Source organism: Ruegeria sp. BHSC276 (genome assembly GCF_059612945.1).
Genome location: NZ_JBXWRP010000008.1, coordinates 44,827 through 66,535 on the forward strand (window position 1 = coordinate 44,827; position 21,709 = coordinate 66,535).

Annotated in this window: 21 protein-coding genes; 7 read left to right on the forward strand and 14 right to left on the reverse strand. The window is 63.9% G+C overall.

The genetic code is table 11. The annotated features are described in order from the left end of the window. Positions 1 to 126: 126 nt before the first annotated feature. The 4 genes from AC2FMD_RS14285 to AC2FMD_RS14300 all read left to right on the forward strand — a co-directional run bounded on the left by AC2FMD_RS14285 (position 127) and on the right by AC2FMD_RS14300 (position 4,554). Complete coding sequence (locus tag AC2FMD_RS14285) at positions 127 to 1,299, forward strand: MFS transporter (RefSeq protein WP_496795144.1); 1,173 nt, start codon at positions 127 to 129, stop codon at positions 1,297 to 1,299. 21 nt (positions 1,300 to 1,320) lie between these two features. After that, on the forward strand, positions 1,321 to 2,352 hold the full coding sequence (locus AC2FMD_RS14290) for a glycosyltransferase family 4 protein (protein WP_496795145.1): 1,032 nt from the start codon (positions 1,321 to 1,323) through the stop codon (positions 2,350 to 2,352). A 103-nt stretch (positions 2,353 to 2,455) separates the two neighbouring features. After that, positions 2,456 to 3,478 (forward strand): aspartate-semialdehyde dehydrogenase, encoded by a 1,023-nt coding sequence (locus AC2FMD_RS14295; protein ID WP_496742903.1) that lies wholly within the window; start codon positions 2,456 to 2,458, stop codon positions 3,476 to 3,478. 158 nt (positions 3,479 to 3,636) lie between these two features. Continuing rightward, positions 3,637 to 4,554, forward strand: a complete 918-nt coding sequence (locus AC2FMD_RS14300) for an endonuclease/exonuclease/phosphatase family protein (protein ID WP_496742905.1) — start codon at positions 3,637 to 3,639, stop codon at positions 4,552 to 4,554. Positions 4,555 to 4,595: 41 nt separating this feature from the next. On the opposite strand, the gene AC2FMD_RS14305 is transcribed toward AC2FMD_RS14300, so the two are convergent. Next, on the reverse strand, positions 4,596 to 5,246 hold the full coding sequence (locus AC2FMD_RS14305; RefSeq protein WP_496681001.1) for a carbonic anhydrase: 651 nt from the start codon (positions 5,244 to 5,246) through the stop codon (positions 4,596 to 4,598). A 142-nt stretch (positions 5,247 to 5,388) separates the two neighbouring features. Here AC2FMD_RS14305 and AC2FMD_RS14310 point away from each other — a divergent pair, with 142 nt between their 5' ends. The 3 genes from AC2FMD_RS14310 to AC2FMD_RS14320 all read left to right on the forward strand — a co-directional run bounded on the left by AC2FMD_RS14310 (position 5,389) and on the right by AC2FMD_RS14320 (position 7,959). Then, positions 5,389 to 5,778 (forward strand): hypothetical protein, encoded by a 390-nt coding sequence (locus AC2FMD_RS14310; RefSeq protein ID WP_496742939.1) that lies wholly within the window; start codon positions 5,389 to 5,391, stop codon positions 5,776 to 5,778. Positions 5,779 to 5,842: 64 nt separating this feature from the next. Continuing rightward, positions 5,843 to 7,225, forward strand: coding sequence for a leucyl aminopeptidase family protein (locus tag AC2FMD_RS14315; RefSeq protein WP_496742907.1), 1,383 nt, complete (start codon positions 5,843 to 5,845; stop codon positions 7,223 to 7,225). Beyond that, positions 7,222 to 7,959: a C40 family peptidase gene (locus AC2FMD_RS14320; protein WP_496687772.1), complete on the forward strand. Its 738-nt coding sequence runs from the start codon at positions 7,222 to 7,224 to the stop codon at positions 7,957 to 7,959. The genes AC2FMD_RS14315 and AC2FMD_RS14320 overlap by 4 nt, the downstream gene beginning before the upstream one ends. Here the strand turns inward: AC2FMD_RS14320 and AC2FMD_RS14325 are convergent. The 13 genes from AC2FMD_RS14325 to AC2FMD_RS14385 form a co-directional block, all read right to left on the reverse strand. Next, positions 7,956 to 8,306 (reverse strand): DUF2794 domain-containing protein, encoded by a 351-nt coding sequence (locus tag AC2FMD_RS14325; RefSeq protein ID WP_496681005.1) that lies wholly within the window; start codon positions 8,304 to 8,306, stop codon positions 7,956 to 7,958. The genes AC2FMD_RS14320 and AC2FMD_RS14325 overlap by 4 nt on opposite strands. Before the next feature lie 73 nt (positions 8,307 to 8,379). Next, the gene (locus tag AC2FMD_RS14330) at positions 8,380 to 10,047 is read right to left on the reverse strand and encodes an ABC transporter permease (RefSeq protein WP_496687775.1); all 1,668 of its coding nucleotides are present in this window, start codon (positions 10,045 to 10,047) and stop codon (positions 8,380 to 8,382) included. A gap of 114 nt (positions 10,048 to 10,161) precedes the next feature. Further along, positions 10,162 to 11,379 (reverse strand): phenylacetate--CoA ligase family protein, encoded by a 1,218-nt coding sequence (locus tag AC2FMD_RS14335; RefSeq protein ID WP_496742910.1) that lies wholly within the window; start codon positions 11,377 to 11,379, stop codon positions 10,162 to 10,164. A 19-nt stretch (positions 11,380 to 11,398) separates the two neighbouring features. Beyond that, a complete protein-coding gene (locus AC2FMD_RS14340) occupies positions 11,399 to 12,232 on the reverse strand; it encodes an ABC transporter ATP-binding protein (RefSeq protein WP_496795146.1) in 834 nt (277 codons plus the stop codon). Positions 12,233 to 12,315: 83 nt separating this feature from the next. Continuing rightward, complete coding sequence (locus tag AC2FMD_RS14345; RefSeq protein ID WP_496710991.1) at positions 12,316 to 13,599, reverse strand: ABC transporter substrate-binding protein; 1,284 nt, start codon at positions 13,597 to 13,599, stop codon at positions 12,316 to 12,318. 71 nt (positions 13,600 to 13,670) lie between these two features. Beyond that, positions 13,671 to 14,747, reverse strand: a complete 1,077-nt coding sequence (locus AC2FMD_RS14350) for a branched-chain amino acid ABC transporter permease (protein WP_005979938.1) — start codon at positions 14,745 to 14,747, stop codon at positions 13,671 to 13,673. A gap of 3 nt (positions 14,748 to 14,750) precedes the next feature. Continuing rightward, complete coding sequence (locus tag AC2FMD_RS14355) at positions 14,751 to 15,008, reverse strand: hypothetical protein (RefSeq protein WP_170443918.1); 258 nt, start codon at positions 15,006 to 15,008, stop codon at positions 14,751 to 14,753. Positions 15,009 to 15,011: 3 nt separating this feature from the next. After that, positions 15,012 to 15,998, reverse strand: a complete 987-nt coding sequence (locus tag AC2FMD_RS14360) for a branched-chain amino acid ABC transporter permease (protein WP_170443916.1) — start codon at positions 15,996 to 15,998, stop codon at positions 15,012 to 15,014. A gap of 29 nt (positions 15,999 to 16,027) precedes the next feature. Continuing rightward, entirely contained in the window at positions 16,028 to 16,849 is an 822-nt protein-coding gene (locus AC2FMD_RS14365) for an ABC transporter ATP-binding protein (RefSeq protein WP_496742914.1), read from the reverse strand. A gap of 77 nt (positions 16,850 to 16,926) precedes the next feature. Continuing rightward, the gene (locus AC2FMD_RS14370; RefSeq protein ID WP_496742940.1) at positions 16,927 to 18,870 is read right to left on the reverse strand and encodes an AMP-binding protein; all 1,944 of its coding nucleotides are present in this window, start codon (positions 18,868 to 18,870) and stop codon (positions 16,927 to 16,929) included. 173 nt (positions 18,871 to 19,043) lie between these two features. Then, a complete protein-coding gene (gene mutT / locus AC2FMD_RS14375; RefSeq protein ID WP_496681018.1) occupies positions 19,044 to 19,442 on the reverse strand; it encodes an 8-oxo-dGTP diphosphatase MutT in 399 nt (132 codons plus the stop codon). 55 nt (positions 19,443 to 19,497) lie between these two features. Beyond that, positions 19,498 to 20,724 carry a bifunctional glutamate N-acetyltransferase/amino-acid acetyltransferase ArgJ gene (argJ, locus tag AC2FMD_RS14380; protein ID WP_496795147.1) on the reverse strand — a complete coding sequence of 409 codons (1,227 nt, stop codon included), beginning with the start codon at positions 20,722 to 20,724 and terminating at the stop codon, positions 19,498 to 19,500. Positions 20,725 to 20,730: 6 nt separating this feature from the next. Continuing rightward, positions 20,731 to 21,579, reverse strand: a complete 849-nt coding sequence (locus AC2FMD_RS14385) for a peptidylprolyl isomerase (RefSeq protein ID WP_496710993.1) — start codon at positions 21,577 to 21,579, stop codon at positions 20,731 to 20,733. Positions 21,580 to 21,709 lie beyond the last annotated feature (130 nt).

Consider the following 21,709-nt stretch of genomic DNA (forward strand, 5'->3'; position numbering starts at 1 on the left):
ATTACCTCAAGATCATGTTAGCGCAGTCCGCGTGCCTGTCCCGACATTGCAACATATCACACGCGCTTGTGCATGGCATCGGGACGTGCCAAGCATCCTGCCAAAGCGGACGTTAGGGAGACTGACATGCAGGCAGGTTTGGTGATCTTGTGTCTGGCCTATGTCCTCAGCCAGTTCTTCCGCGCGTTCCTTGCGGTTCTGACCGCCGATCTGGCCCGCGACATCGGCGCCACGCCCGAGGATCTGGCTTGGGCCTCGGGCCTGTGGTTTCTGGTCTTTGCGGCCATGCAGATCCCGGTGGGCTGGGCGCTGGACCGGGTTGGCCCGCGGCAGACGGCGGCGGTTCTGCTGCTGATCGGCGGCGCGGGTGGGGCCGCGGTGTTCGCGCTGGCCACGACGCCCCTGCACGTGGCGTTGGCGATGGCGTTGATCGGGGTCGGGTGTTCGCCGGTTCTGATGGCCTCGTATTTCATCTTTGCCCGCGAGTATCCGCCCGCGAAATTCGCGACCCTGGCCGCGGTGATGCTGGGCGTGGGGTCGGTTGGCAACCTCGTAGCTTCGTATCCCACGGCGCTGGCGGTCGAGCTGATGGGGTGGCGCGCGACGCTGGCCGGGCTGGCCGCGATCTCGGGCGCGGTGGCCTTGGGCATCTGGGTCACGGTCAAAGACCCCGCGCGGGTGGTGTCAAAGCAGAAGGGTTCGGTTTTGGACCTGCTGCGCGAGCCAGCTCTGTGGGCGATTTTGCCGTTGATGCTGGTGGCCTATGCGCCCTCGGCCGCGCTGCGGGGGCTGTGGGCCGGCCCCTATCTGCTGGACGTGTTCGGGCTGAGCGCCACCCAGATCGGGCAGGCCACGCTGGTCATGGGCGCCGCGATGATCGCGGGCACCTTTGTATATGGGCCGCTGGACCGGCTGCTGAACACCCGCAAATGGGTGATCTTCGGCGGCAACGCGCTGGCGGTAATGGCGCTGGGGCTGTTGGGGCTGTGGGTCGCGGACGCCGTCTGGCTGTCGGTTCTGCTGATGTCGCTGATCGGGTTTCTGGGGGCATCCTTCCCGGTGATCATGGCGCATGGGCGCGCCTTCATCCCGGCGCACCTGGTGGGGCGCGGCGTGACCCTGCTGAACCTGTTCGGGATCGGCGGCGTGGGGCTGGCGCAATTCGCCACCGGCCGCATCCATGCGGCGACGGTGGACATGGGACCAACCGCACCCTACACAGCGATATTCGCCTTCTTTGCCGTCACGCTGGCGATCGGCTGCGTGATCTACCTGTTCAGCCGTGACAGCATGGAGTGAGACCCCGCCGGAGCGCATCCCGTGAAAGACCCCGTTGTCCTTGCCCCCAACCTGAAACGCCGCCTGTCGGGCGTGACCGCCACGATCGCACGGCTGGTGCCGTTGCAGGCGCAGTGGATCGACATCGCCGCCACCGGCCCGGGCCTGCCTGAGGACATCCCGCACATCCCGCTGGGCCACCTGCCCTTTCTGTCGCGCAAGACGCTGCGGGTCTGGCACGCCCGCCGCAACACCGAGATGCTGCTGGGCCTGATCCTGCGCGACCTGCTGCGGCTGCGGCTGAAACTGCTGTTCACCAGCGCCTCGCAGCGGGCGCATACGGGCTATACCAAGTGGCTGATCGGCAAGATGGACGCGGTGGTGGCCACCTCACGCAAGACGGCCGAATACCTCGAGCGCGACGCGCAGGTGATCATGCACGGCATCAATCTGCAGGATTTCATCCCTCCGCAGGACAAGGCGGCGCTGCGCCAGAAGCTGGGGCTGCCCGACGGGTTGCTGCTGGGTTGTTACGGGCGCATCCGGCACCAGAAGGGCACCGACGCTTTCGTGGATGCCATGATCGGGCTGTGCGGGCAGTTCGACGACGTGTCAGGCATCGTCATGGGGCGGGCCACGGAAAAGCATGTGGGCTTTCTGACCGAACTGAAGGACAAGGTGGCCCAAGCCGGCCTTTCCGACCGCATCCTGTTCAAGCCCGAGGTCACCGTGGACAAGATCGCCCAATGGTACCAGGTGCTGGACCTGTTCATCGCCCCCCAACGCTGGGAGGGGTTCGGACTGACCCCCCTCGAAGCGATGGCCTGCGGCGTGCCCGTGGTGGCCACCGATGTGGGTGCGTTTTCCGAGATCGTGACCGACCCCGCGTTGGGTCGGGTGGTGCCTCCGGGCGACATTCCGGCGCTGGCCGCAGCCGCGGCCGAGATGTTGGCGGACCGTGATTCCCTGGCCCGCGCGGGTCAGGCCGCCCGCGCCCATGTTGAACGGAATTTCGACATCAACGGCGAGGCGCAGGCGCTTGTTGCGCTCTATCGACGGCTGCTGGCCGGCTGAGGTGCCGCAAAACTGCGTCAAACGGTCAATTCCGCCGCGAAGACCCTTTTTTCTTTTCGGTTTCGCGGCTATGAACGCGCGTCCTTAATTCAGGAGACTAGACATGGGCTATCGCGTCGTTGTCGTCGGCGCCACGGGGAACGTGGGCCGCGAAATGCTGAACATCCTGGCCGAGCGCCAGTTCCCGGTTGACGAAATCGCCGCTCTGGCGAGCCGCCGTTCGCTGGGCACCGAGGTCAGCTTTGGCGACAAGACACTCAAGACCCAGGATCTGGACAAGTTCGATTTCACCGGCTGGGACATGGCGCTGTTCGCCGTGGGCTCGGCCGCGACTAAGGATTACGCCCCCAAGGCGGCGGCCGCGGGCTGCGTGGTGATCGACAACTCGTCGCTCTATCGCTACGACCCCGAGATCCCGCTGATCGTTCCGGAAGTGAACCCGCAGGCGATCCACGACTACAAGAACAAGAACATCATCGCCAACCCCAACTGCTCGACCGCGCAGATGGTGGTGGCGCTGAAGCCGTTGCATGACCGCGCCAAGATCAAGCGCGTCGTGGTCTCGACCTATCAGTCGGTCTCGGGCGCCGGCAAGGAGGGCATGGACGAGCTGTGGGACCAGACCAAGGCCGTCTACAACCCGATTAACGATGTGCCGCCGAAGAAGTTCACCAAGCAGATCGCCTTCAACGTCATTCCGCATATCGACGTCTTCATGGAAGACGGCTCGACCAAAGAAGAGTGGAAGATGGTCGCCGAAACCAAGAAGATCGTCGATCCCTCGATCAAGCTGACCGCCACCTGCGTGCGCGTGCCGGTCTTCGTGGGCCATTCCGAGGCGATCAATATCGAGTTCGAGGAATTCCTGGACGAGGACGAGGCCCGCGACATCCTGCGCGAGGCCCCCGGCCTGATGGTGATCGACAAGCGCGAGGACGGTGGATACGTCACGCCGGTCGAATGCGCGGGCGATTTCGCCACCTTCATCAGCCGCATCCGTCAGGATTCGACCGTGGAAAACGGCCTGAACCTGTGGTGCGTATCGGACAACCTGCGCAAGGGCGCAGCCCTGAACGCCGTCCAGATCGCCGAGCTGCTGGGCCGCGAGGTTCTGAAAAAGGGCTGACATCCGGCCCTGATGCAATTGCAAGGCCGCCTCCGCCGAGGCGGCCTTGCGTGTTTTCGGGACGGGCGCCCGTGGGCAGCCATTATTGTGGCAGCGGGTCTGGACGCGAGGCGGGTCAGAGCGCATATCCTGACCTGACCGTAGACCCGGGGCGTTGAATGCAGGCATTGACCGGAAAAGCCATCTTGCGGCGCTTGATTGCGTTGTGCGCCGCGCTGTTGGCGGGCATCGTCCTGATGGGATTCACCGGGCGCTATCTGGCCGTGGGGGATTCGCTGGCCTTGCTGCGCCCTCAGGCCGGGGCCTTGCTGATGGTCTGCGCCTTGGTGCTGGCGCTGGTCCGGGCCTGGCGGCTGGCTCTGGTCTCGATGGCGTTTTCACTGGTCGCCGCTGCATCGATCGCGCTGGGCTACGCGCCGGCCGACACCAGCTGTGACGACGGCTGCCTGACCTTCTATCAGAAGAATCTGATGCGGAAGGCATGGCCTCGATACGAGCTGGCCGAGGATATCATCGCATCCGGCGCCCGGATCGTGACGCTGCAGGAGGTCTCGAGCCACAACCGAAAATACATGCACACCCTGTTCGAGCACTACCCTACTGCGGTGTACTGCAGGTTTCGACCCGAACAGAACGTGGCGGTTCTGACCGATCTGCCCGCCATCGACGGGTCGGACTTCTGCCTGTCAGGGCTGGGTGCGGCCGGGATCAAGGTGCTGACCCCGGACAACGGGCCGGTCTGGGTGGTCTCGATCCACATGCAGTGGCCGTTTCCGTATGACCAGTTCGACCAAAGCCGCAAAATCGCCGAATATATCGAAAACCTGGATGGCCCGGTTCTGGTCGGTGGCGATTTCAACATGGTGCCCTGGGGCGGCAGCGTGGCGCGAATCCGCTCGGCCACCGGCAACCGGAATTTCGGAATGGTGCTGAACACCCATTCCCTGGGCAGCTGGATGATGCCGATGCCCATCGACAACCTCCTTTTCCCCATGGGCACGACCGGCACGGTGCATCTCCGCCCCTATCTGGGGTCGGACCATCTGGGCATACTGGCGCGGATTCGCCTGCCCTGACCCGCCGGGTCGAATCGGCCGGGTGCGCGCGTACGCGCCGATCAGACCAAGGCGAACTTCTTCTCCTTGGGGTCGTAGAATTCCAGCGCGCCCTCGCCGATATCTGTCCACAGCCCGTGGATCGACATCTCGCCGGCTTTCACGGCGCTTTCGACGAAGGGAAAGGTCATCAGGTTCTCGAGCGAGGCGACGACCGCCTGCCGCTCGAACTGGCGGGCCTGTTCAGTACTGTCGTCAACATCGGCGACCAGATCGAACCGGGGCTTGAGGATGTCCATCCAGCGGCCGACAAAGCTTTCCTTGGCCTCCAACTGCGGAGCGTTGCCCTTGCACATGTCGATGCAACCCTGCACGCCACCGCATTGCGAATGGCCCAGCACAATCAGATGCGCCACCTTCAGTGCCGTGACCGCATATTCGATCGCCGCGCTGGTGCCGTGGCGCTCGCCATCGGGCTCGTAGGGCGGAACCAGGTTGGCGATGTTGCGGTGGATGAAGAACTCGCCCTGATCGGCGCCGAAGATCGAGGTGACATGCACCCGGCTGTCACAGCACGAAATCACCATGGCGCGCGGGCGTTGCCCCTCGGTTGCCAAGCGTCGGTACCAGGCCTGGTTCTCGGAATAGGTGGTGGCCTTCCAGCCGTGATACCGCTGAACCAGATAGCTCGGCAGAGGTTTGGCAAATTGCATTGGGCTGTCCCTGATAGTCTTTCTGGCGGCCGCTGTAACCCAAATTCAGGAAAAATTCGAGCGATTTTGCCGGTTGGCCTCAAGGAATTGCAAAGGTTCAGTGTGGCAGGGTCACCGGTGCCGTGGGGGCATGAAGATTGGGGTGAATGTGGTGGAAAAGATTGTCACGCTTGAACAGAAGGAATCCGTCCGTCTGGACCCGGACTGCCTGAGCGGGCTGTACCGGCAGCTGGGCGACCAGAACGCGATGGACGTGCTGTGCCGCACGGTCGAGGAACTGGCCGTGCGTCTGTCGAATTGCGAGCGGCACTGGCGTCAGCGCAACTGGACCGACCTGCGCAAATGCGCCAGGTCTCTGATCGCGATCGCCGAACAGGTGGGCATGACCCTGCTGGCCCGTGTAGCCGCGGACGTGACCCGGGCCGTAGATGCGGGCGATGCGGTGGCCGCCGGCGCCACGCTTAACCGGCTGATCCGGGTGGGCGAACGGTCGCTGACCGCCGTGTGGGACCAGCAGGATCTTTCGATCTGACGGGGGTTGCGGGCGCCATACCTGTCGCTAGTCTGTGCACGACCCTGATCAGACCGAGGCGCCCATGACCCTGACATTCGCTTCCCCCGACCAACCGGCCACTGCGCTGCATGTCATCGACCAGGACGCACGCGATGGGTGGCTCGAAGCGCAGCCGCCGCAGGTTCAGGCCTGGGTGGCGGCGAACAAGTTCACCGGGGCGTTGGGGCAGGTGTTGCTGATCCCGGGTGCTGAAGGGGCGCCCGATCGTGCACTGGCCGGCTATGGCACCGCCGACCGGCGCGCGCGGGTTCGGTTCCCGCTGGCCGCCGCGGCCGAGGCGCTGCCCGAGGGCACCTATGCCATCGCTTCGGGCCTGCCCGCCGACCGCGCCGAGGTCGAGGCGCTGGGCTGGTTGCTGACCGGCTATGCCTTTGACCGATATGCCACGCAATCGGCCGCCAAGGCCCTACTGGTCGCGCCGGACGGGGTGAACGCCGCGCGGGTCGAGATCATGGCCAATGCCGAGGCGCTGATCCGCGATCTGGTCAACACGCCCGCGGCCGACATGGGCCCCGATCAGCTTCAGGCCGCGGCCGAGGCGCTGGCCGGGGAGTTCGGCGCCCGGTGTTCGGTGACGCAGGGCGACGCGCTATTGGAACGGAATTTCCCGATGATCCACGCCGTGGGCCGGGCCGCCGAACAGGCCCCGCGCCTGATCGAGATGACCTGGGGCACGTCAGGGCCGAAACTGACTCTGGTCGGCAAAGGCGTCTGTTTCGACACCGGCGGGCTGGATCTTAAGCCCGCCGCCGCGATGGGTTTGATGAAAAAGGACATGGGCGGCGCGGCGAACGTGCTGGGGCTGGCGCGCATGATCATGGCGCTGGATCTACCGCTGCAATTGCGTGTGCTGATCCCGGCGGTGGAAAACGCGGTGGCGGGCAACGCGTTCCGGCCGGGCGACATCCTGACCTCACGCAAGGGCCTGACGGTCGAGATCAACAACACCGATGCTGAAGGGCGGCTTGTGCTGGCCGATGCGCTGGCGCTGGCGGATGAGGGCGCGCCGGATCTGGTGATCTCGATGGCGACGCTGACCGGGGCGGCGCGGGTGGCGGTGGGGGCGGATCTGGCCCCGTTCTACACCAATGACGACGCCGCCGCGCAGGCGTTGGCGCAGGCCGCCGTTCAGGCGGCTGACCCGGTCTGGCGGATGCCGTTCCACACGCCCTACGAGACGTTGATCGAGCCGGGCATCGCCGATCTCGACAACGCGCCGGCGGGCGGGTTCGCCGGGTCGATCACCGCGGCGTTGTTCCTGCGGCGGTTCGTGGAAAACAGCCGGTACATACATTTCGACATCTATTCCTGGCAAAAGGCCAAAGAGCCCGGCCGCAGCAAGGGCGGGTTGGGGCAAGGGCCGCGCGCCCTGCTGACCGCCCTGCCCGGGATGCTGGGCCTGTGAACCGCGCGCGCGCCATCCGCCCCGTCGTGGACCTGCTGCGCAACCCCAAGGGTCCGCGCGACCGGCAGCTGCTGTATGGCGACGGCCTTGACGTCACCGAACAGTCCGGCGGCTGGTGCCGGGTGGTTTCCGACAAGGATGGGTATCAAGGCTGGCTGCGCGCCGACCAACTAGGCCCCGACGCCCCGGCCACGCATTGGATTTGGGCCCCGGCGACCCACGCCTATTCCGAACCCGAAATCAAAAGCCCCGACCGGGTCAGCCTGAGCTTTGGCAGCCGGATCGTGGTGCTGTCGCAGCAGGACCGCTTTGTCGAGACCGAGCTTGGGTTCATCCCCGCAGTGCATGTCAAACCGGTCGGAACTTTGCTGAACGACCCGGTGGCGGTGGCCGAACTGTTTCTGGGCACACCCTATCTGTGGGGCGGCAACAGCCGGTGGGGGCTGGATTGTTCGGGCCTGGTGCAGGCGGGGCTGCTGGCCTGCGGCGTGGCCTGCCCCGGCGACAGCGGCGATCAAGAGCGGGACCTGGGGACCGCATTGCCTCAAGGCTCCCCGGCGCAGCGTGGCGATCTGCTGTTTTGGAAAGGCCATGTGGCCTGGGTGTCCGGTGACAACCTGCTGCTGCATGCCAATGCCCACCACATGGCCGTGGTATTCGAGCCGATGGATCAGGCCATCGCCCGGATCGAGGCCCAGGGCGACGGGCCGGTCACGGCGCACAAGCGGCTCTAATCCGGGTCGACCGAGCGGATCAGCTTGCGCTCAAGTACCCGCAGGACGGCGCGCAGGTCGTGCCCGCGTTTAAGGATGCGTCCGTCCATGCCCACCACCGAGAACATGCCCTGTTTCTGCCGCAGACGCGGGTGTTTCTCGATGCGGTAGATCGGGTGTTCGGCAGTGCGCCGGAAGACCGAAAAGATCGCCACGTCGCGCAGGTTGGATATTCCGTAATCGCGCCATTCTCCGGCGGCGACCATCCGTCCATAGACGGAAAGAATCAATGACATCTCTTGCCGGTTGAAGGCCACCGGCATCTGGGTCGGCCCTGCAGGGTTCCGGCTGGGAGGCTGCATGTTCATGTCTTCAGCCTTGCCGGAAACGGAGATCAGATCAAGTCTGTCACGACAGGGTGTGGTATTTTTGAACCGCCAGTCAGGGCTTGCGACCCACCTGGCGGCAGATCAGGATCACCGGCAGCAGCCCCACGGCCAGGATCACCAGCGACGGAACGGCGGCGCCCTCCAACCGTTCGTCCGAGGCCAGCCGATAGGCCTGCACCGCCAGCGTATCAAAGTTGAACGGCCGCATGATCAGCGTGGCCGGCAGTTCCTTCATCACGTCCACGAACACGATCAACAGTGCCGTCAGCAACGACGGCGTGAGGATCGGCAGATGCACCCGCCTCAACGTGCCCAATGGTGTCTGCCCCAAGGACCGGGCAGCGGCGTCCATATTTGCATGCACCGTGCTCTGGCCACTTTCATAGGCGCTGAGCGCGGCGGCCAAAAAGCGCACCATGTAGGCCGCCACCAACAGCCAGATCGAGCCGGTGACCAGCAACCCGGTCGACACGCCGAAGGACTGCCGCATCCAGGCGTCCAGCGCATTGTCGAATCCAGCAAAGGGCACAATCAGCCCCACCGCGATGACCCCGCCTGGCACGGCGTAGCCCAACCGCGCCACATAGGCCGCCATGGCCGAGCCGCGCCCGGGCCGCAGCCGTTGATAGAACCCCACGCAGACCGCCGCGCAGACGGTGATCACCGCCGCCGTTCCCGCCAGCGTCAGAGAATTGCGAATGAACCCCAGATAGCGTGCCGACAGCAGGTTCTGCTCGGACTCCAACCCCATCTGAACCAGAACGACGACCGGCAACAGAAACCCCAAAAGAACCGGGATGGCACACAGGACCCACGCCGCCACGGCCTGCCAACCGGACAATTGCGCCGCCGGCAAGGCCGAATGGCGTTTGCCCGGCTGGTAGTATTTGGCTTTGCCGCGCTGGGTGCGCTCGGTCACGGCCATCACCAGCGCAAAGGCCAGAAGGCACAGCGCCAGCTGCGCTGCCGCCGCGCGGTCGGCCATCGAAAACCAGCTGGTATAGATGCCGGTGGCAAAGGTCTGAACCCCGAAATAGGCGACCGTGCCGAAATCGGCGATGGTCTCCATCACCGCCAGCAGTACGCCTCCGGCGATGGCGGGTCGCGCCATCGGCAGCGAGACACGCCAGAAGGCCGACCACGGGCTGCTGCCCAGCGCCCGCGCCGCCAGAAAGGCGGTGGCGCTTTGTTGCAGAAAGGCCGCGCGGGCCAACAGATAGACATAGGGGTACAGCACCAGGATCAGCATGACTGCCGCACCCTCGGTCGAGCGGATCTCGGGGAACCAATAGTCGCGCGGGCCCCAGCCGGTCACCTGGCGCAGCGTGGTCTGAACGATGCCGGGGTGATCGAGGATGAAGGTATAGGCATAGGCCAGCACATAGGCCGGAAAGGCCAGCGGCAGCACCAGTGCCACTTCGAACAGGCGTACCCCGGGAAAACGGGTCATGGTGACCAGCCACGCGGCCCCGACCCCGATGGCGAAGGTGCCGGCCGAGACCAGAACCACCAGAATAGCCGTGGTGGCGGCATAGCCGGGCAGGACCGTGTCCAGCAGATGCCGGATCGTGTCGGTACCGCCGGTGACGGCCGCCAGCACCACGGCGACCATCGGCAACAGGCAGGCTGCCGCCACCAGATAGGCCAAGGCCCCGACGAACCGGGTGCCAAGAGCCCCGCGGTTGCGCGATCCATGTTCTGAAAATTCGATCTGGGCCATGGCCTCGGGTCGACAAAGGTTGCGGTTCCCCTTTAATCGACCAAAAAACTCGGAAACGCCAGTGGGCAGGCACAGGATTCTGCGGCGTAATTGGCCGCAGAATCCAGGGCCGGATCAATCGTAGACGCGCTGATCCTCGATCACCAGCCCGTCCTTGGGCAGCGAGCCGGGCGGCACCACCTGAACCGCACCCTTCAACTTGAGCACCTCGACCACAGATTTGGCATAGGTATCGGCGTCGCCGCCTGGGCTTTCGATCTGAACGGTCATCGTGTCCATCTCGCCCTGCCGGGCGGCGATCACGCGGGCCTTGACGATCTCGTCATGCTTGGCGACTAGCGCGGCCACCTGTTCGGGGCGCACGAACATGCCCTTGATCTTGGTGGTCTGGTCGGCACGCCCCATCCAGCCCTTGATGCGCAGGTTGGTGCGACCACAGGGCGACCGCCCGGGCAACACCGCCGACAGATCACCGGTGGCAAAGCGGATCAGCGGATAGTCGGGGTTGAGGGAGGTCACCACGACCTCGCCGACCTCGCCTTCCGCCACCGGTGTTCCGGTACCGGGGGTCACGATTTCGACGATGACATGCTCGTCGATGATCATGCCCTCCATCGCGGCGCTTTCATAGGCGATATTGCCCAGATCGGCCGTGGCATAGCACTGCAGACAGGAGATGCCCCGATCGGCATAGGCCTGGCGCAGGCTGGGGAACAGAGCCCCGCCGCCCACGACGGCCTTCGAGAAGTTCAGCGAAACGCCCATCTCGTCGGCCTTGTCCAAGATCACCTTCAGGTAATCCGGCGTGCCGGCATAGGCGGTGCAGCCCACGTCGCGCGCGGCGGTCACCTGAAGTTCGGTCTGGCCGGTGCCGGCGGGCAGCACGGCGGCGCCCACTGCACGGGCGCCGTTTTCAAAGATCATGCCCGCGGGTGTCAGGTGATAGCCAAAACAGTTCTGCACGATATCGCCCTGGCCCACGCCCGCCGCATGCAGGAACCGGCCCATGCGCCACCAGTCGTGATCGACTCCGCCGGGTTCATAGATCGGCCCCGGCGACTGGAACACATGGGCAAAGCCATGCGCAGGCTTGACGGTAAAGCCACCAAAGGGCGGGTGCTGACCCTGCGCCTTGGTCAGGTCGGACTTGCGCAGAACCGGCAGCCTGGGCAGATCGGCGATGGTCTGGATCGCATCCAGATCGACATCGGCGAAATGGGCCGCGAAACCGGGCGCGGATTTCGCCCGCGCCAGCTGTTCGCGCAGACCGGCCGATTGCTCGGCGGCGCGCTGGTCGGCCGAACGGGTTTCCAGAGCATCGTAGAATGTCATCGCCAGATCCTCCATCCGCTCACAGCCACCTTTTGCGGCGACGATAGGACCGCACGTCGCGGAAGCTCTTGCGGCCTTCGTCGGACATGCCGAGGTAGAATTCCTTGACGTCCGGGTTCTCGCGCAGTTCGGCGGCAGGGCCGTCCATCACCACGCGCCCCGATTCAAGGATGTATCCGTAATGGGCAAAGCGCAGCGCCACGTTGGTGTTCTGCTCGGCCAGCAGGAAGGACACGCCTTCCTGTTCGTTCAGGTCCTTCACGATGGTGAAGATCTCCTCGACCAGCTGCGGCGCAAGGCCCATCGAGGGCTCGTCTAGCAGGATCGTCTCGGGGCGGCTCATCAGCGCGCGGCCCATGGCCACCATCTGTTGTTCCCCGCCCGAGGTATAGCCCGCCTGGCTGCGGCGCCGCTCTTTCAGGCGGGGGAAATAGTTGTAGACCATCTCGAGGTCCTGCTGGATGGCGACCTTGCCGTCCTTGCGGGTATAGGCCCCGGTCAGCAGGTTTTCCTCGACAGTCAGGTGTTCGAAACAGTGGCGGCCTTCCATCACCTGGATGACGCCCTTCTGCACCAGATCGGCCGGGTCGCGCTCGTGCACGTTCTGGCCGCGATACTTGATCGAGCCTTTGGTCACCTCACCACGTTCGGATTTCAGCAGGTTCGACACCGCCTTGAGCGTCGTCGTCTTACCGGCCCCGTTGCCGCCCAGAAGCGCGGTGATCCCGCCCTTGGGCACGGTCAGGCTGACGCCCTTCAGCACGAGGATCACGTGGTTGTAGATCACCTCGATATTGTTGACCTCAAGCAGGGTTTCCGCCTGCACGTCAGTGGTTTGTGCCGCATCCAGCATCAGCGCGTGTCCTCATGCCTGCCCCGTTCGGGGCTTGTCCGGTTCGGGGCGGCGGTCAGCCGCCGCCCCGGTGTTCGTGCCGCTCAGTTGCAGCGCGATTCGATGTTGTTCTCGGCGGCATAAGCGGCCGAGTCTTCCTCGATCAGCGCACCGATCACGTCGCCATCGGTCGGCTTGAAGTCCGAGATCAGCGACCAAGTCTTGGTGTCCGCATCCCACTGGGTCACACCCACCATTCCGTTGCCGCCGTGGTTTTCACAGCTCACGGTGAAGGTCGGGCCGAAATTCGGCAGTCCCAGTTCGGCCATCTTTTCTTCGGTCATCTCAAGCGCTTCCATACCGGCCCGCATGTCGGCACCGGTGATGTCGGCCTTGCCCGAGATTTCCTGCGCCTTCTTGGCGGCTTCGGCGGCCAGCATCGCGGCATAGAGTCCGCGGTTGTACAGGACCGTACCGACCTGATCGCCGGCACCGGCGGCCTTGCCTGCATCGACGACGTATTTCCTCAGATCGTCATACAGCGGAAAGTCCGAGCCGACGTTGTGGAAAGTCAGCGCCTTGTAGCCATCGGCGGCCGCACCGGCGGGCATCACGTCATGTTCAGCGCCCGACCACCAGATGCCGATGAAGTTCTCCATCGGGAACCGGATGTTCGCGGCCTCCTGAATGGCCACCTGGTTCATCACGCCCCAGCCCCACATCAGGACATAGTCGGGACGATCGCGGCGGATCTGCAGCCACTGCGATTTCTGCTCCTGGCCCGGGTGATCGACCGGCAGGGCCACCAGCTCGAAGCCGTGCTTCTTGGACAGCTCTTCCAGCGTGCGGATCGGCTCTTTGCCATAGGCCGAGTTGTGATAGACCAGCGCGATTTTCTTGCCGTTCAGGTCACCGCCGTTCTCGTCCAGCAGATAGTTGATCGCACCCGAGGCGCCGTCCCAGTAGTTGGCCGGATAGTTGAACGTGTGGCTGAACACCTTGCCGTTCTTGGCCGAGGTGCGGCCATAGCCCATCGTGTGCATCGGGATGTCGTCAGCGGTGGTTTTGGGGATCAGCTGATAGGTGATGCCGGTCGACAACGGCTGATACACCAGCGCACCTTCGCCTTTGGTCGATTCATAGCATTCGACACCCTTCTCGGTGTTGTAGCCGGTTTCGCACTCGATGACCTTGGCCGGAACACCACCGATGCCGCCGTCCCGCTCGTTGAGCAGAGTGAAATAATCCGCGTAGCCATCCGCGAAGGGGATGCCGCCCGCGGCGTAAGGCCCGGTGCGGTAGCTGAGCGACGGGAACACGAGGTCGGCCATTGCCGGACCTGCGGCCATCAGCGCACTCAGCGCCATGGTTGCCAGTTTCTTGTTCATCGGGTGTCTCCTCCCTTGGTTTGTCCGATGTTGGTTCGGGCTTTGCGCCCCTTTCTTGATTGGGCCGGTCCCTAGTGCGGGAAAGGCCAGAGTCTCAGTTTCTCCTTGGCGACGCGCCACAGCTGCGCCAGACCGTGCGGTTCGAGGATCAGGAACAGGATGATCAGCCCGCCCACGATCACCAGCTGCAAATGCGCGACGATGTCGGTGGGCCAGCCCAGCATGTCCGCGCCCACGACCTTGAGCACCACCGGCAGCAGGACCAGGAAGGCCGCGCCGGCGAAGGATCCGAAGATCGAGCCCAGCCCGCCGATGATGACCATGAACAGCACCAGGAAAGATTTCTGGATGCCGAAGGCCTCGCCCACCTCGACCGCGCCCAGGTAGATGGCGAAGAACAGCGCGCCCGACACGCCCACGAAGAACGAACTGACGGCAAAGGCGCTGAGCTTGGCGCGCAGCGGGTTCACACCGATGATTTCGGCGGCGATGTCCATGTCGCGGATCGCCATCCAGGTGCGCCCGGTGGTACCGCGGGTCAGGTTGCGGGCGATGATCGCGCAGGCGGTCAGGAAGATCAGGCAGAACAGATAGGTCGCCCAGGCCGGCGCGTTGGGGCCGGTGATGATGATGCCGAACACGTCACGTTCCGGCGCGTTGATCTGCCCCGAGGCCGAATAGTTGTAGAACCATGGCACCCGGTTGAACAGCCACACCAGAAAGAACTGCGCTGCCAGCGTCGCCACCGCCAGATAGAACCCCTTGATCCGCAGGCTGGGCAGGCCGAACAGCACGCCCACGATGGCAGTGATGCCGCCGGCCAGGATCACATGGATGAACATCGACACGTCGGGAAAGGCGGTCATCAGCTTGTAGCAGGCATAGGCGCCCACGGCCATGAACCCCCCGGTGCCCAAGGAAACCTGCCCGCAATAGCCCACAAGAATGTTCAGCCCGATCGCCGCGATCGCATAGATCAGGAAGGGCAGCAGCAGCGCGTTGGCCCAATAGTCGTTGATGATGAACGGAATTATCCCGAACGCCACCGCCAGCACCACATAATACCGATACCGGTCGAACTTGATCGGGAAAGTCTGGTTGTCGTCCCTGTAGGAGGTCTTGAAGTCTCCTGCCTCACGATAGAACATGTCTTACTTTCCCCATTGTTCCTGCGCCCGGTTGCGGGCTTCGACGTCCAGTTGGTTGGACCGTTTGGCATATCCGCTCGCCTCCGAGGCGCGCACCAGTTTCATGTAAGCCAGAACGCCCATGACCAGCCCGGCAAAGGCCAAAAGCGCGGCCACGGTCAGCTGATTGGCGGTCAGATCGTCCGAGGTTAGGGCGATGTACCCAAAGGCCCAGAACCCCGCCCACGCGATCACGTTGATGATGGCGATCAGCTTGGTCATGGCCTACACCCTCTCGATGATCTTCTCGCCGAACAGGCCCTGCGGCCGGAACACCAGGAAGATCAACGCCAGCACGTAGGCGAACCAGTTCTCGGTCGCGCCACCCACCAGCGGGCCCACGGCGAACTCGAACAGCTTCTCGCCCACACCGATGATCAGCCCGCCGACGATGGCGCCGGGGATCGAAGTGAACCCACCCAGCATCAGAACCGGCAATGCCTTGAGCGCGATCAGCGACAGCGAGAACTGCACGCCCGACTTGGTGCCCCACATGATGCCCGCGACCAGCGCCACGAACCCGGCCACCGACCAGACCATGATCCAGATGAAGTTCAGCGAGATACCGACCGACAGTGCGGCTTGGTGGTCGTCGGCCACAGCCCGCATGGCGCGGCCCTGCTTGGTGTACTGGCTGAACGCAACCAGTGCCGCCACCAGAAGCGCCGCGATGACTGTCGCCACGATGTCCAGATTGTCGATGAAGAAGCCGTAGCCGAAGATGTTGTAGGTGGTCTCGTCGATCCACAGGTTGATGCCCTGCGGCAGACCCACGTCCAGCGTCTTGATCTCGGACCCCCACATCAGATCGGCCACGCCTTCCAGGAAATAGGCAAGGCCGATCGTGGCCATGAACAGGATGATCGGCTCCTGCCCGACCAGGTGGCGCATGACAAAGCGCTGCACCGCCCAGGCCAGCAACACCATTACCGCCATCGTCAGAATGATCGCCAGAAACGCCGGAACGGTCCAGCCGAACGTATAGACATGCGTGCCGAAAATGGCGTTGATCAGATGGGCAAAGGGCACCTGCCCGTTCATGATCCCCACCAGCGTCATCGCCGCAAACAGGGCCATAACCCCCTGGGCATAATTGAAGATCCCAGACGCCTTGTAGATCAGCACAAAGCCCAGCGCGACCAGCGCATACAGCACCCCGGCCATGAGGCCGTTCAGAAAGACCTCCATCGCGAAAATCAACTGATCAGGCATCTGCGCCTCCCCTCAAGTTCGTACGGTGCTCAGTCATGGCTGACCCCCAGATAGGCGTCGATGACTTCCTGGTTGTTGCGCACCTCGTCCGGCGTGCCGTCCCCGATCTTCTTGCCGTAATCCATCACGACCACGCGGTCGCTCAAGTCCATCACCACGCCCATGTCATGCTCGATCAGGGCAATGGTCGTGCCGAATTCGTCGTTCACATCCAGGATAAAGCGGCTCATGTCCTCTTTCTCCTCGACGTTCATGCCCGCCATCGGCTCGTCCAGCAGCAGCAGCTTGGGTTCGGCGGCCAGTGCGCGGGCCAACTCGACGCGTTTCTTCAGGCCATAGGGCAGCCGCGCCACCGGTGTCTTGCGGATGTGCTGGATTTCCAGAAAGTCGATGATCTTTTCCACCGCCTCGCGGTTTTCCACCTCTTCCGCCTCGGCATTGCCGCGCCAGATCGCCTGCTGCACGATGTTGGTCTTCATGAAATTCAGGCGGCCTGTCATCACGTTGTCCAGAACGCTCATGCCTTCAAACAGGGCGATGTTCTGAAAGGTCCGGGCGATGCCCTGCCGGGCCACCTCATAGGGTTTCATCGGCGGGCGCTTCGCCCCGTGGAACCAGACCTCGCCCTCCTGCGGGACGTAGAAGCCGGAAATCACGTTCAGCATCGAGGACTTGCCCGCACCGTTGGGCCCGATGATCGCGCGGATCTCGCCCTGGCGAATGTCGAACGAGATGTCCTTGATAGCCACCACGCCGCCGAACCGCAGGGTGATGTTCTTCATCTCCATCACCACGCCGCCAATCTTGCGGCCATCCTCGGTGACATATCCGTCATCGGATGCATCCAGCATCGTCTACTCCTCAAACTGCGGGTGAACGGGACGGCGGGCGGGGCGATGGCCGCAGGCCGAGCGGCGCGCGACCGGCCTCATTCCGCGGCCACCTTCTGATGCGACACCGGCGCGACCGGCACGTCGACGATCTGCAGCGTGGCGCTGATGGATCCCTTGCGTCCGTCCTCATAGGTCACCTCGGTCGTGGTCGAGACCGTCTCGGACCCGTCATAGAGCGCGGCGATGATGTCGGCGTATTTGTCCTCGACGAACTTGCGGCGCACCTTTCGGGTGCGGGTGATCTCGCCATCATCGGGGTCCAGTTCCTTGTGCAGCACCACGAACCGGTGCACCTGGCAACCCGACAGCATCTCGTCGGCGGCAACCGACTTGTTGACCTCTTCCACGTGGCTGCGGATCGTCTCCAGCACCCGCGTATGGCCCGCCAGTTCCTGGTACGAGGCATAGGCGATGTTGTTGCGCTCGGCCCAATTGCCCACCGCCGTCAGGTCTATGTTGATGAACGCCACGCAACGGTCGCGACCATTGCCGAACAGCACCGCTTCGAGGATGTCGGGATAGAACTTCAGCTTGTTCTCGACATATTTCGGCGCAAACATCGAGCCATCGGCCATCTTGCCCACGTCCTTGGCGCGGTCGATGATCCGCAGGTGGCCGCTGCTTTCCTCGATGAAGCCCGCGTCGCCCGTGGCCACCCAACCTTCGGGGTCCTTGGTCGAGGCGGTGGATTCGGGGTTCTTGAAATATTCGACGAACACGCCGGGCGAGCGATAGAAGATCTCGCCATTCTCGGCGATCTTAAGCTCGACATCGGGGGCCGGGACGCCCACCGTGTCGGCCCGAACCTCGCCGTCGGGCTGGACGGTGATGAACACCGTCGCCTCGGTCTGGCCATAAAGCTGTTTGAGGTTGATCCCCAGCGAGCGGTAGAACTCGAAGATTTCGGGCCCGATCGCCTCGCCCGCGGTGTATCCCACGCGAATGCGGCTATAGCCCAGCGTATCCTTGAGCGGCCCATAGACCAGCACGTTGCCGATCGCGTATTTCAAACGGTCCATGAAACTGACCGGCTTGCCGTCCAGGATGCGTCCACCGACCTTCTTGGCGTGATCCATGAAATAGCGGAACATCCGCTGCTTCATCGGGCTGGCATCCTCCATCCGGATCATCACGTTGGTCAACTGGGTCTCGAACACCCGCGGCGGCGCGAAGAAGTAGGTCGGCCCGATCTCGCGCAGGTCGGTCATCATCGTGTCGGCGCTTTCGGGGCAGTTCACGCAGAAGCCGCACCAATAGGCCTGACCGATCGAGAAGATGAAGTCTCCCACCCAGGCCATCGGCAGATAGGACAGGATATCCTCGTTCCGGGTCAGGTGGTCGAACTCGGCCGAGTTCTTTGCGCTCTCGATCACGTTGCGGTTCGACAGAACCACGCCTTTGGGCTTGCCCGTGGTGCCCGAGGTGTAGAGCATCACGCAGGTGTCGTCATAGGTGATCTCGGCGATGCGGCGGTCCAGCTCGGCATCGAACCGGTGATGCCCGGCGCGCCCCTCGGCCATGATGTCGCTCAGCGCGTTCATCTGGCTGTGGTCGTATTTCCGCATGCCGCGCTTGTCTGTGTACAGGATGTGCTTGACCTGGTGCAGGTCCTGCTGGATCTCGATGACCTTGTCGACCTGTTCCTGGTCGCCGCAGACCACGTATTTCGCGCCGCAGTGCTCCAGCACATAGGCCATCTCTTCTGCGACCGAGTCCTGATACAGCGGCACCGGCACCGCGCCCACCATCTGGGCCGCGACCATCGACCAGTAATGCGCCGGGCGGTTGCGCCCGATCACGGCGATATGGTCGCCCTTTTCAACGCCAAGCTCCAGGAAACCCAGAGCCAGCGCACGAATCTCGGCGGCTGTTTCCGCCCAGGTCCAGCACTGCCAGATCCCGAATTCCTTTTCGCGGTAGGCCGGGGCATCCCCGAACTGCGTCGCATTGCGGTGTAGCAGCGCCGGAAGGGAGTGCATCCCCTCGGCGCCCGACTGCGTCTGAGCCAATTCTATCTCTCCTCCCCATCCGACCCCGGTTTGGGCCGGAACGACGTCGCCGGGTCAGACCCGCGCGCCGCTGCCCCGATTAAGGACAAGGAGGACGATCAGCGTCAACTTTTTCGTGATGTTTTCCGGAATCTTACGAATTGTTACAGCCAATCCCGCAGGATCGGGATCAGTGGAACATCTGCCGCCGGCATCGGATAGTTGCGCAGGTCGTTCGCGCGCACCCATTTCAGCGCCTGCCCTTCTTTTGACTGCGGAATGCCCTGCCATTTACGGCATGCGAACAGAGGCATCAGCAGGTGGAAATCGTCATAGCTGTGGCTGGCAAAGGTCAGCGGCGCCAGGCACGAGGCCCACGTGTCGATGCCCAGTTCCTCGTGCAATTCGCGGATCAGGGCGGCCTCGGGGGTTTCACCCGGCTCGATCTTGCCGCCGGGAAATTCCCACAGCCCGGCCATGGACTTACCCTCCGGGCGCTGCGCCAGCAGCACCCGCCCATCCACGTCGATCAAGGCGACGGCAGAGACGAGAACCGTTTTCATTGTCGCAGTCCCTGACGCAAAACCGGGCTCCACTTCTGCTGGAATTGCTCTGATGTCACGACCGGTAGTCCGCGTTGATCTCGATGTACCCGTGCGTCAGGTCGCAGGTCCAGACAGTGGCCTTGCCCGCGCCCAGCCCCAGATCGACCGCGATCACCAGTTCCCGGCCCTTCATGTAGGCGGCGGCGTCTTCTTCGCGGTAACTGGGGCTGACCCAGCCGTTTTCGGCCACGAGGATATCGCCGAAGGAAATGCTGAGCGTGTCGCGATCGGCCGCCGCGCCGGATTTGCCGATCGCCATGACGACACGGCCCCAGTTCGGGTCCTCGCCCGCGATGGCGGTCTTGACCAGCGGTGAATTGGCGATGGCCATACCGTGGACCTTGGCATCGGCGTCCGAGGCGGCGCCGGTCACGCGGATCTCGACGAATTTGGTGGCGCCTTCGCCGTCCTTCACCACCTGATGCGCCAGGTCCAGCATCACCGATTCCAGCGCCCGCGCGAAATCGGCATTGCCGGTGGCCTCCACCCCTGACGCGCCCGTCGCGCACAGCAGCAGGCTGTCCGAGGTCGAGGTGTCGCTGTCCACGGTGATGCAGTTGAAGGTCCGGTCGGTCTGCTCGGCCAGCAACCGTTGCAGCGCCGGTTGCTCGATCTTCGCGTCGGTGAAGATATAGACCAGCATCGTCGCCATGTCGGGCGCGATCATGCCCGACCCTTTGGCAATCCCCGCAATAGAGACTGTTTTGCCGTCAATCTCCACCTGCGCGCTGGCGCCTTTGGGGAAGGTGTCGGTGGTCATGATCGCCCGCGCCGCCTCTTCCAGCGCGTCGGCGCGCAGGCCGGCGGTCAGTTCGTCCAGCCGGGCCACGATCCGGTCATGCGGCAGCGGCTCGCCGATCACCCCTGTGGACGAGGTGAACACGCGGCTCTGCGCCACACCGGTCGCCTGCGCCACGGCTTCGGTGATCTGCTCGACCGACGCCTGCCCGTACTGCCCGGTAAAGGCGTTGGCGTTGCCCGAGTTCACCAGGATCGCCGCCGGCCCGTCGCTGGGTCCGCCGATCTTGTCCTGGCAATCCAGCACCGGCGCCGCACGGGTGGCCGAGCGGGTGAATACCCCCGCCACCGCGGTGCCCGGATCGAGCACCGCCAGCATCACGTCAGTGCGGCCCTGATACCGCACCCCGGCGGCGACCGTGGCGAATCGCACACCGTCGACAACCGGCAGATCAGGAAAGGCCGCGGGGGCCAGCGGAGACACCTTGGTGATCTTGGCCACTGGGGTTTACTCCTGAACCAGGTCCAGCTTGCGGACCACGTCCGGGGTCAGGCCCTCGACATCGGGGCGCTCGACGCTGCCCGCCTGGGTCAGCTCGTCAATCCTGGCCTGAATGGCCTCCTGACGGACGGACTGGGCCAGCTCGTCGCGCACCTCGGCCAGCTCGGGCGCTTCGGATTTGCGTTTGTCGTTCAGAATCACGACATGCCATCCGAACTGGGTCTGCACCGGGTCCGAAACCTGACCTTTTTCCAGCCCGATCACGGCCTGTTCGAACTCGGGCACCATCTGGCCCTTGCCGAACCAGCCCAGCGCGCCACCATTGGGACCGGACGGACCGGTGGATTTCTCCTTGGCCAGCTCGGCAAAATCGGCGCCGTCATCCAGTTGCGCTTTGATCTCTTTGGCCTCGTCCTCGGTCGCAACAAGGATGTGGCTGGCGTTGAACTCGTCCTCGCCCTGGAACTCGGCGAACTGCGCGTCATAGGCGGCCTGGATCGCGTCGTCGGTCACCTGGGCATCGGTGATCTGGTTCACCGTCTGCACCGCCTTCAGCGAGCGCGCCTCGTTTTCCAGCATCAGCGCGTTCAGGCGGGTCAGGTCTTCCTGCTCTTGGCTCAGCAGCTGCTGCTGGATCAGCTGCTCGACGATGAACTGGTACAGCACCTCGTCATCCAGCTGCTGATATTGCGGCGGCAAGCTGGCCGCGGTGGCGATGACATGGCCCAAAGTGATCTCGTCGCCGTTGACGCGCGCCACAACCGTGTCGGCCGAAGGTTCGGTTTCGGCGGCAACCGGCAGGGCCATCATGGCCGCAAGCGCCAGCGATGGCAGAAAAGTGAGACCTTTGGGCATGAATTCATCCTATATTCTGGCCGCGACAGGGCGTGGCGTTGACACTCTGGAACCTGCCGCTTACATCGCTTGAAGCCTTTGACAGGACCATCTTTCCTCCCAGCTATCTATGGGTTGCGCGCAAGGTGGG

What these genes read in the sequence shown, in the direction of transcription:
- AC2FMD_RS14285 (WP_496795144.1), top strand. Translation starts at nt 127, where the DNA reads ATGCAGGCAGGTTTGGTGATCTTGTGTCTGGCCTATGTCCTCAGCCAG.
- AC2FMD_RS14295 (WP_496742903.1), top strand. Translation starts at nt 2,456, where the DNA reads ATGGGCTATCGCGTCGTTGTCGTCGGCGCCACGGGGAACGTGGGCCGC.
- AC2FMD_RS14300 (WP_496742905.1), top strand. Translation starts at nt 3,637, where the DNA reads ATGCAGGCATTGACCGGAAAAGCCATCTTGCGGCGCTTGATTGCGTTG.
- AC2FMD_RS14305 (WP_496681001.1), bottom strand. Translation starts at nt 5,246, where the DNA reads ATGCAATTTGCCAAACCTCTGCCGAGCTATCTGGTTCAGCGGTATCAC.
- AC2FMD_RS14315 (WP_496742907.1), top strand. Translation starts at nt 5,843, where the DNA reads ATGACCCTGACATTCGCTTCCCCCGACCAACCGGCCACTGCGCTGCAT.
- AC2FMD_RS14325 (WP_496681005.1), bottom strand. Translation starts at nt 8,306, where the DNA reads ATGAACATGCAGCCTCCCAGCCGGAACCCTGCAGGGCCGACCCAGATG.
- AC2FMD_RS14330 (WP_496687775.1), bottom strand. Translation starts at nt 10,047, where the DNA reads ATGGCCCAGATCGAATTTTCAGAACATGGATCGCGCAACCGCGGGGCT.
- AC2FMD_RS14335 (WP_496742910.1), bottom strand. Translation starts at nt 11,379, where the DNA reads ATGACATTCTACGATGCTCTGGAAACCCGTTCGGCCGACCAGCGCGCC.
- AC2FMD_RS14340 (WP_496795146.1), bottom strand. Translation starts at nt 12,232, where the DNA reads ATGCTGGATGCGGCACAAACCACTGACGTGCAGGCGGAAACCCTGCTT.
- AC2FMD_RS14345 (WP_496710991.1), bottom strand. Translation starts at nt 13,599, where the DNA reads ATGAACAAGAAACTGGCAACCATGGCGCTGAGTGCGCTGATGGCCGCA.
- AC2FMD_RS14350 (WP_005979938.1), bottom strand. Translation starts at nt 14,747, where the DNA reads ATGTTCTATCGTGAGGCAGGAGACTTCAAGACCTCCTACAGGGACGAC.
- AC2FMD_RS14355 (WP_170443918.1), bottom strand. Translation starts at nt 15,008, where the DNA reads ATGACCAAGCTGATCGCCATCATCAACGTGATCGCGTGGGCGGGGTTC.
- AC2FMD_RS14360 (WP_170443916.1), bottom strand. Translation starts at nt 15,998, where the DNA reads ATGCCTGATCAGTTGATTTTCGCGATGGAGGTCTTTCTGAACGGCCTC.
- AC2FMD_RS14365 (WP_496742914.1), bottom strand. Translation starts at nt 16,849, where the DNA reads ATGCTGGATGCATCCGATGACGGATATGTCACCGAGGATGGCCGCAAG.
- AC2FMD_RS14370 (WP_496742940.1), bottom strand. Translation starts at nt 18,870, where the DNA reads ATGCACTCCCTTCCGGCGCTGCTACACCGCAATGCGACGCAGTTCGGG.
- mutT (WP_496681018.1), bottom strand. Translation starts at nt 19,442, where the DNA reads ATGAAAACGGTTCTCGTCTCTGCCGTCGCCTTGATCGACGTGGATGGG.
- AC2FMD_RS14385 (WP_496710993.1), bottom strand. Translation starts at nt 21,579, where the DNA reads ATGCCCAAAGGTCTCACTTTTCTGCCATCGCTGGCGCTTGCGGCCATG.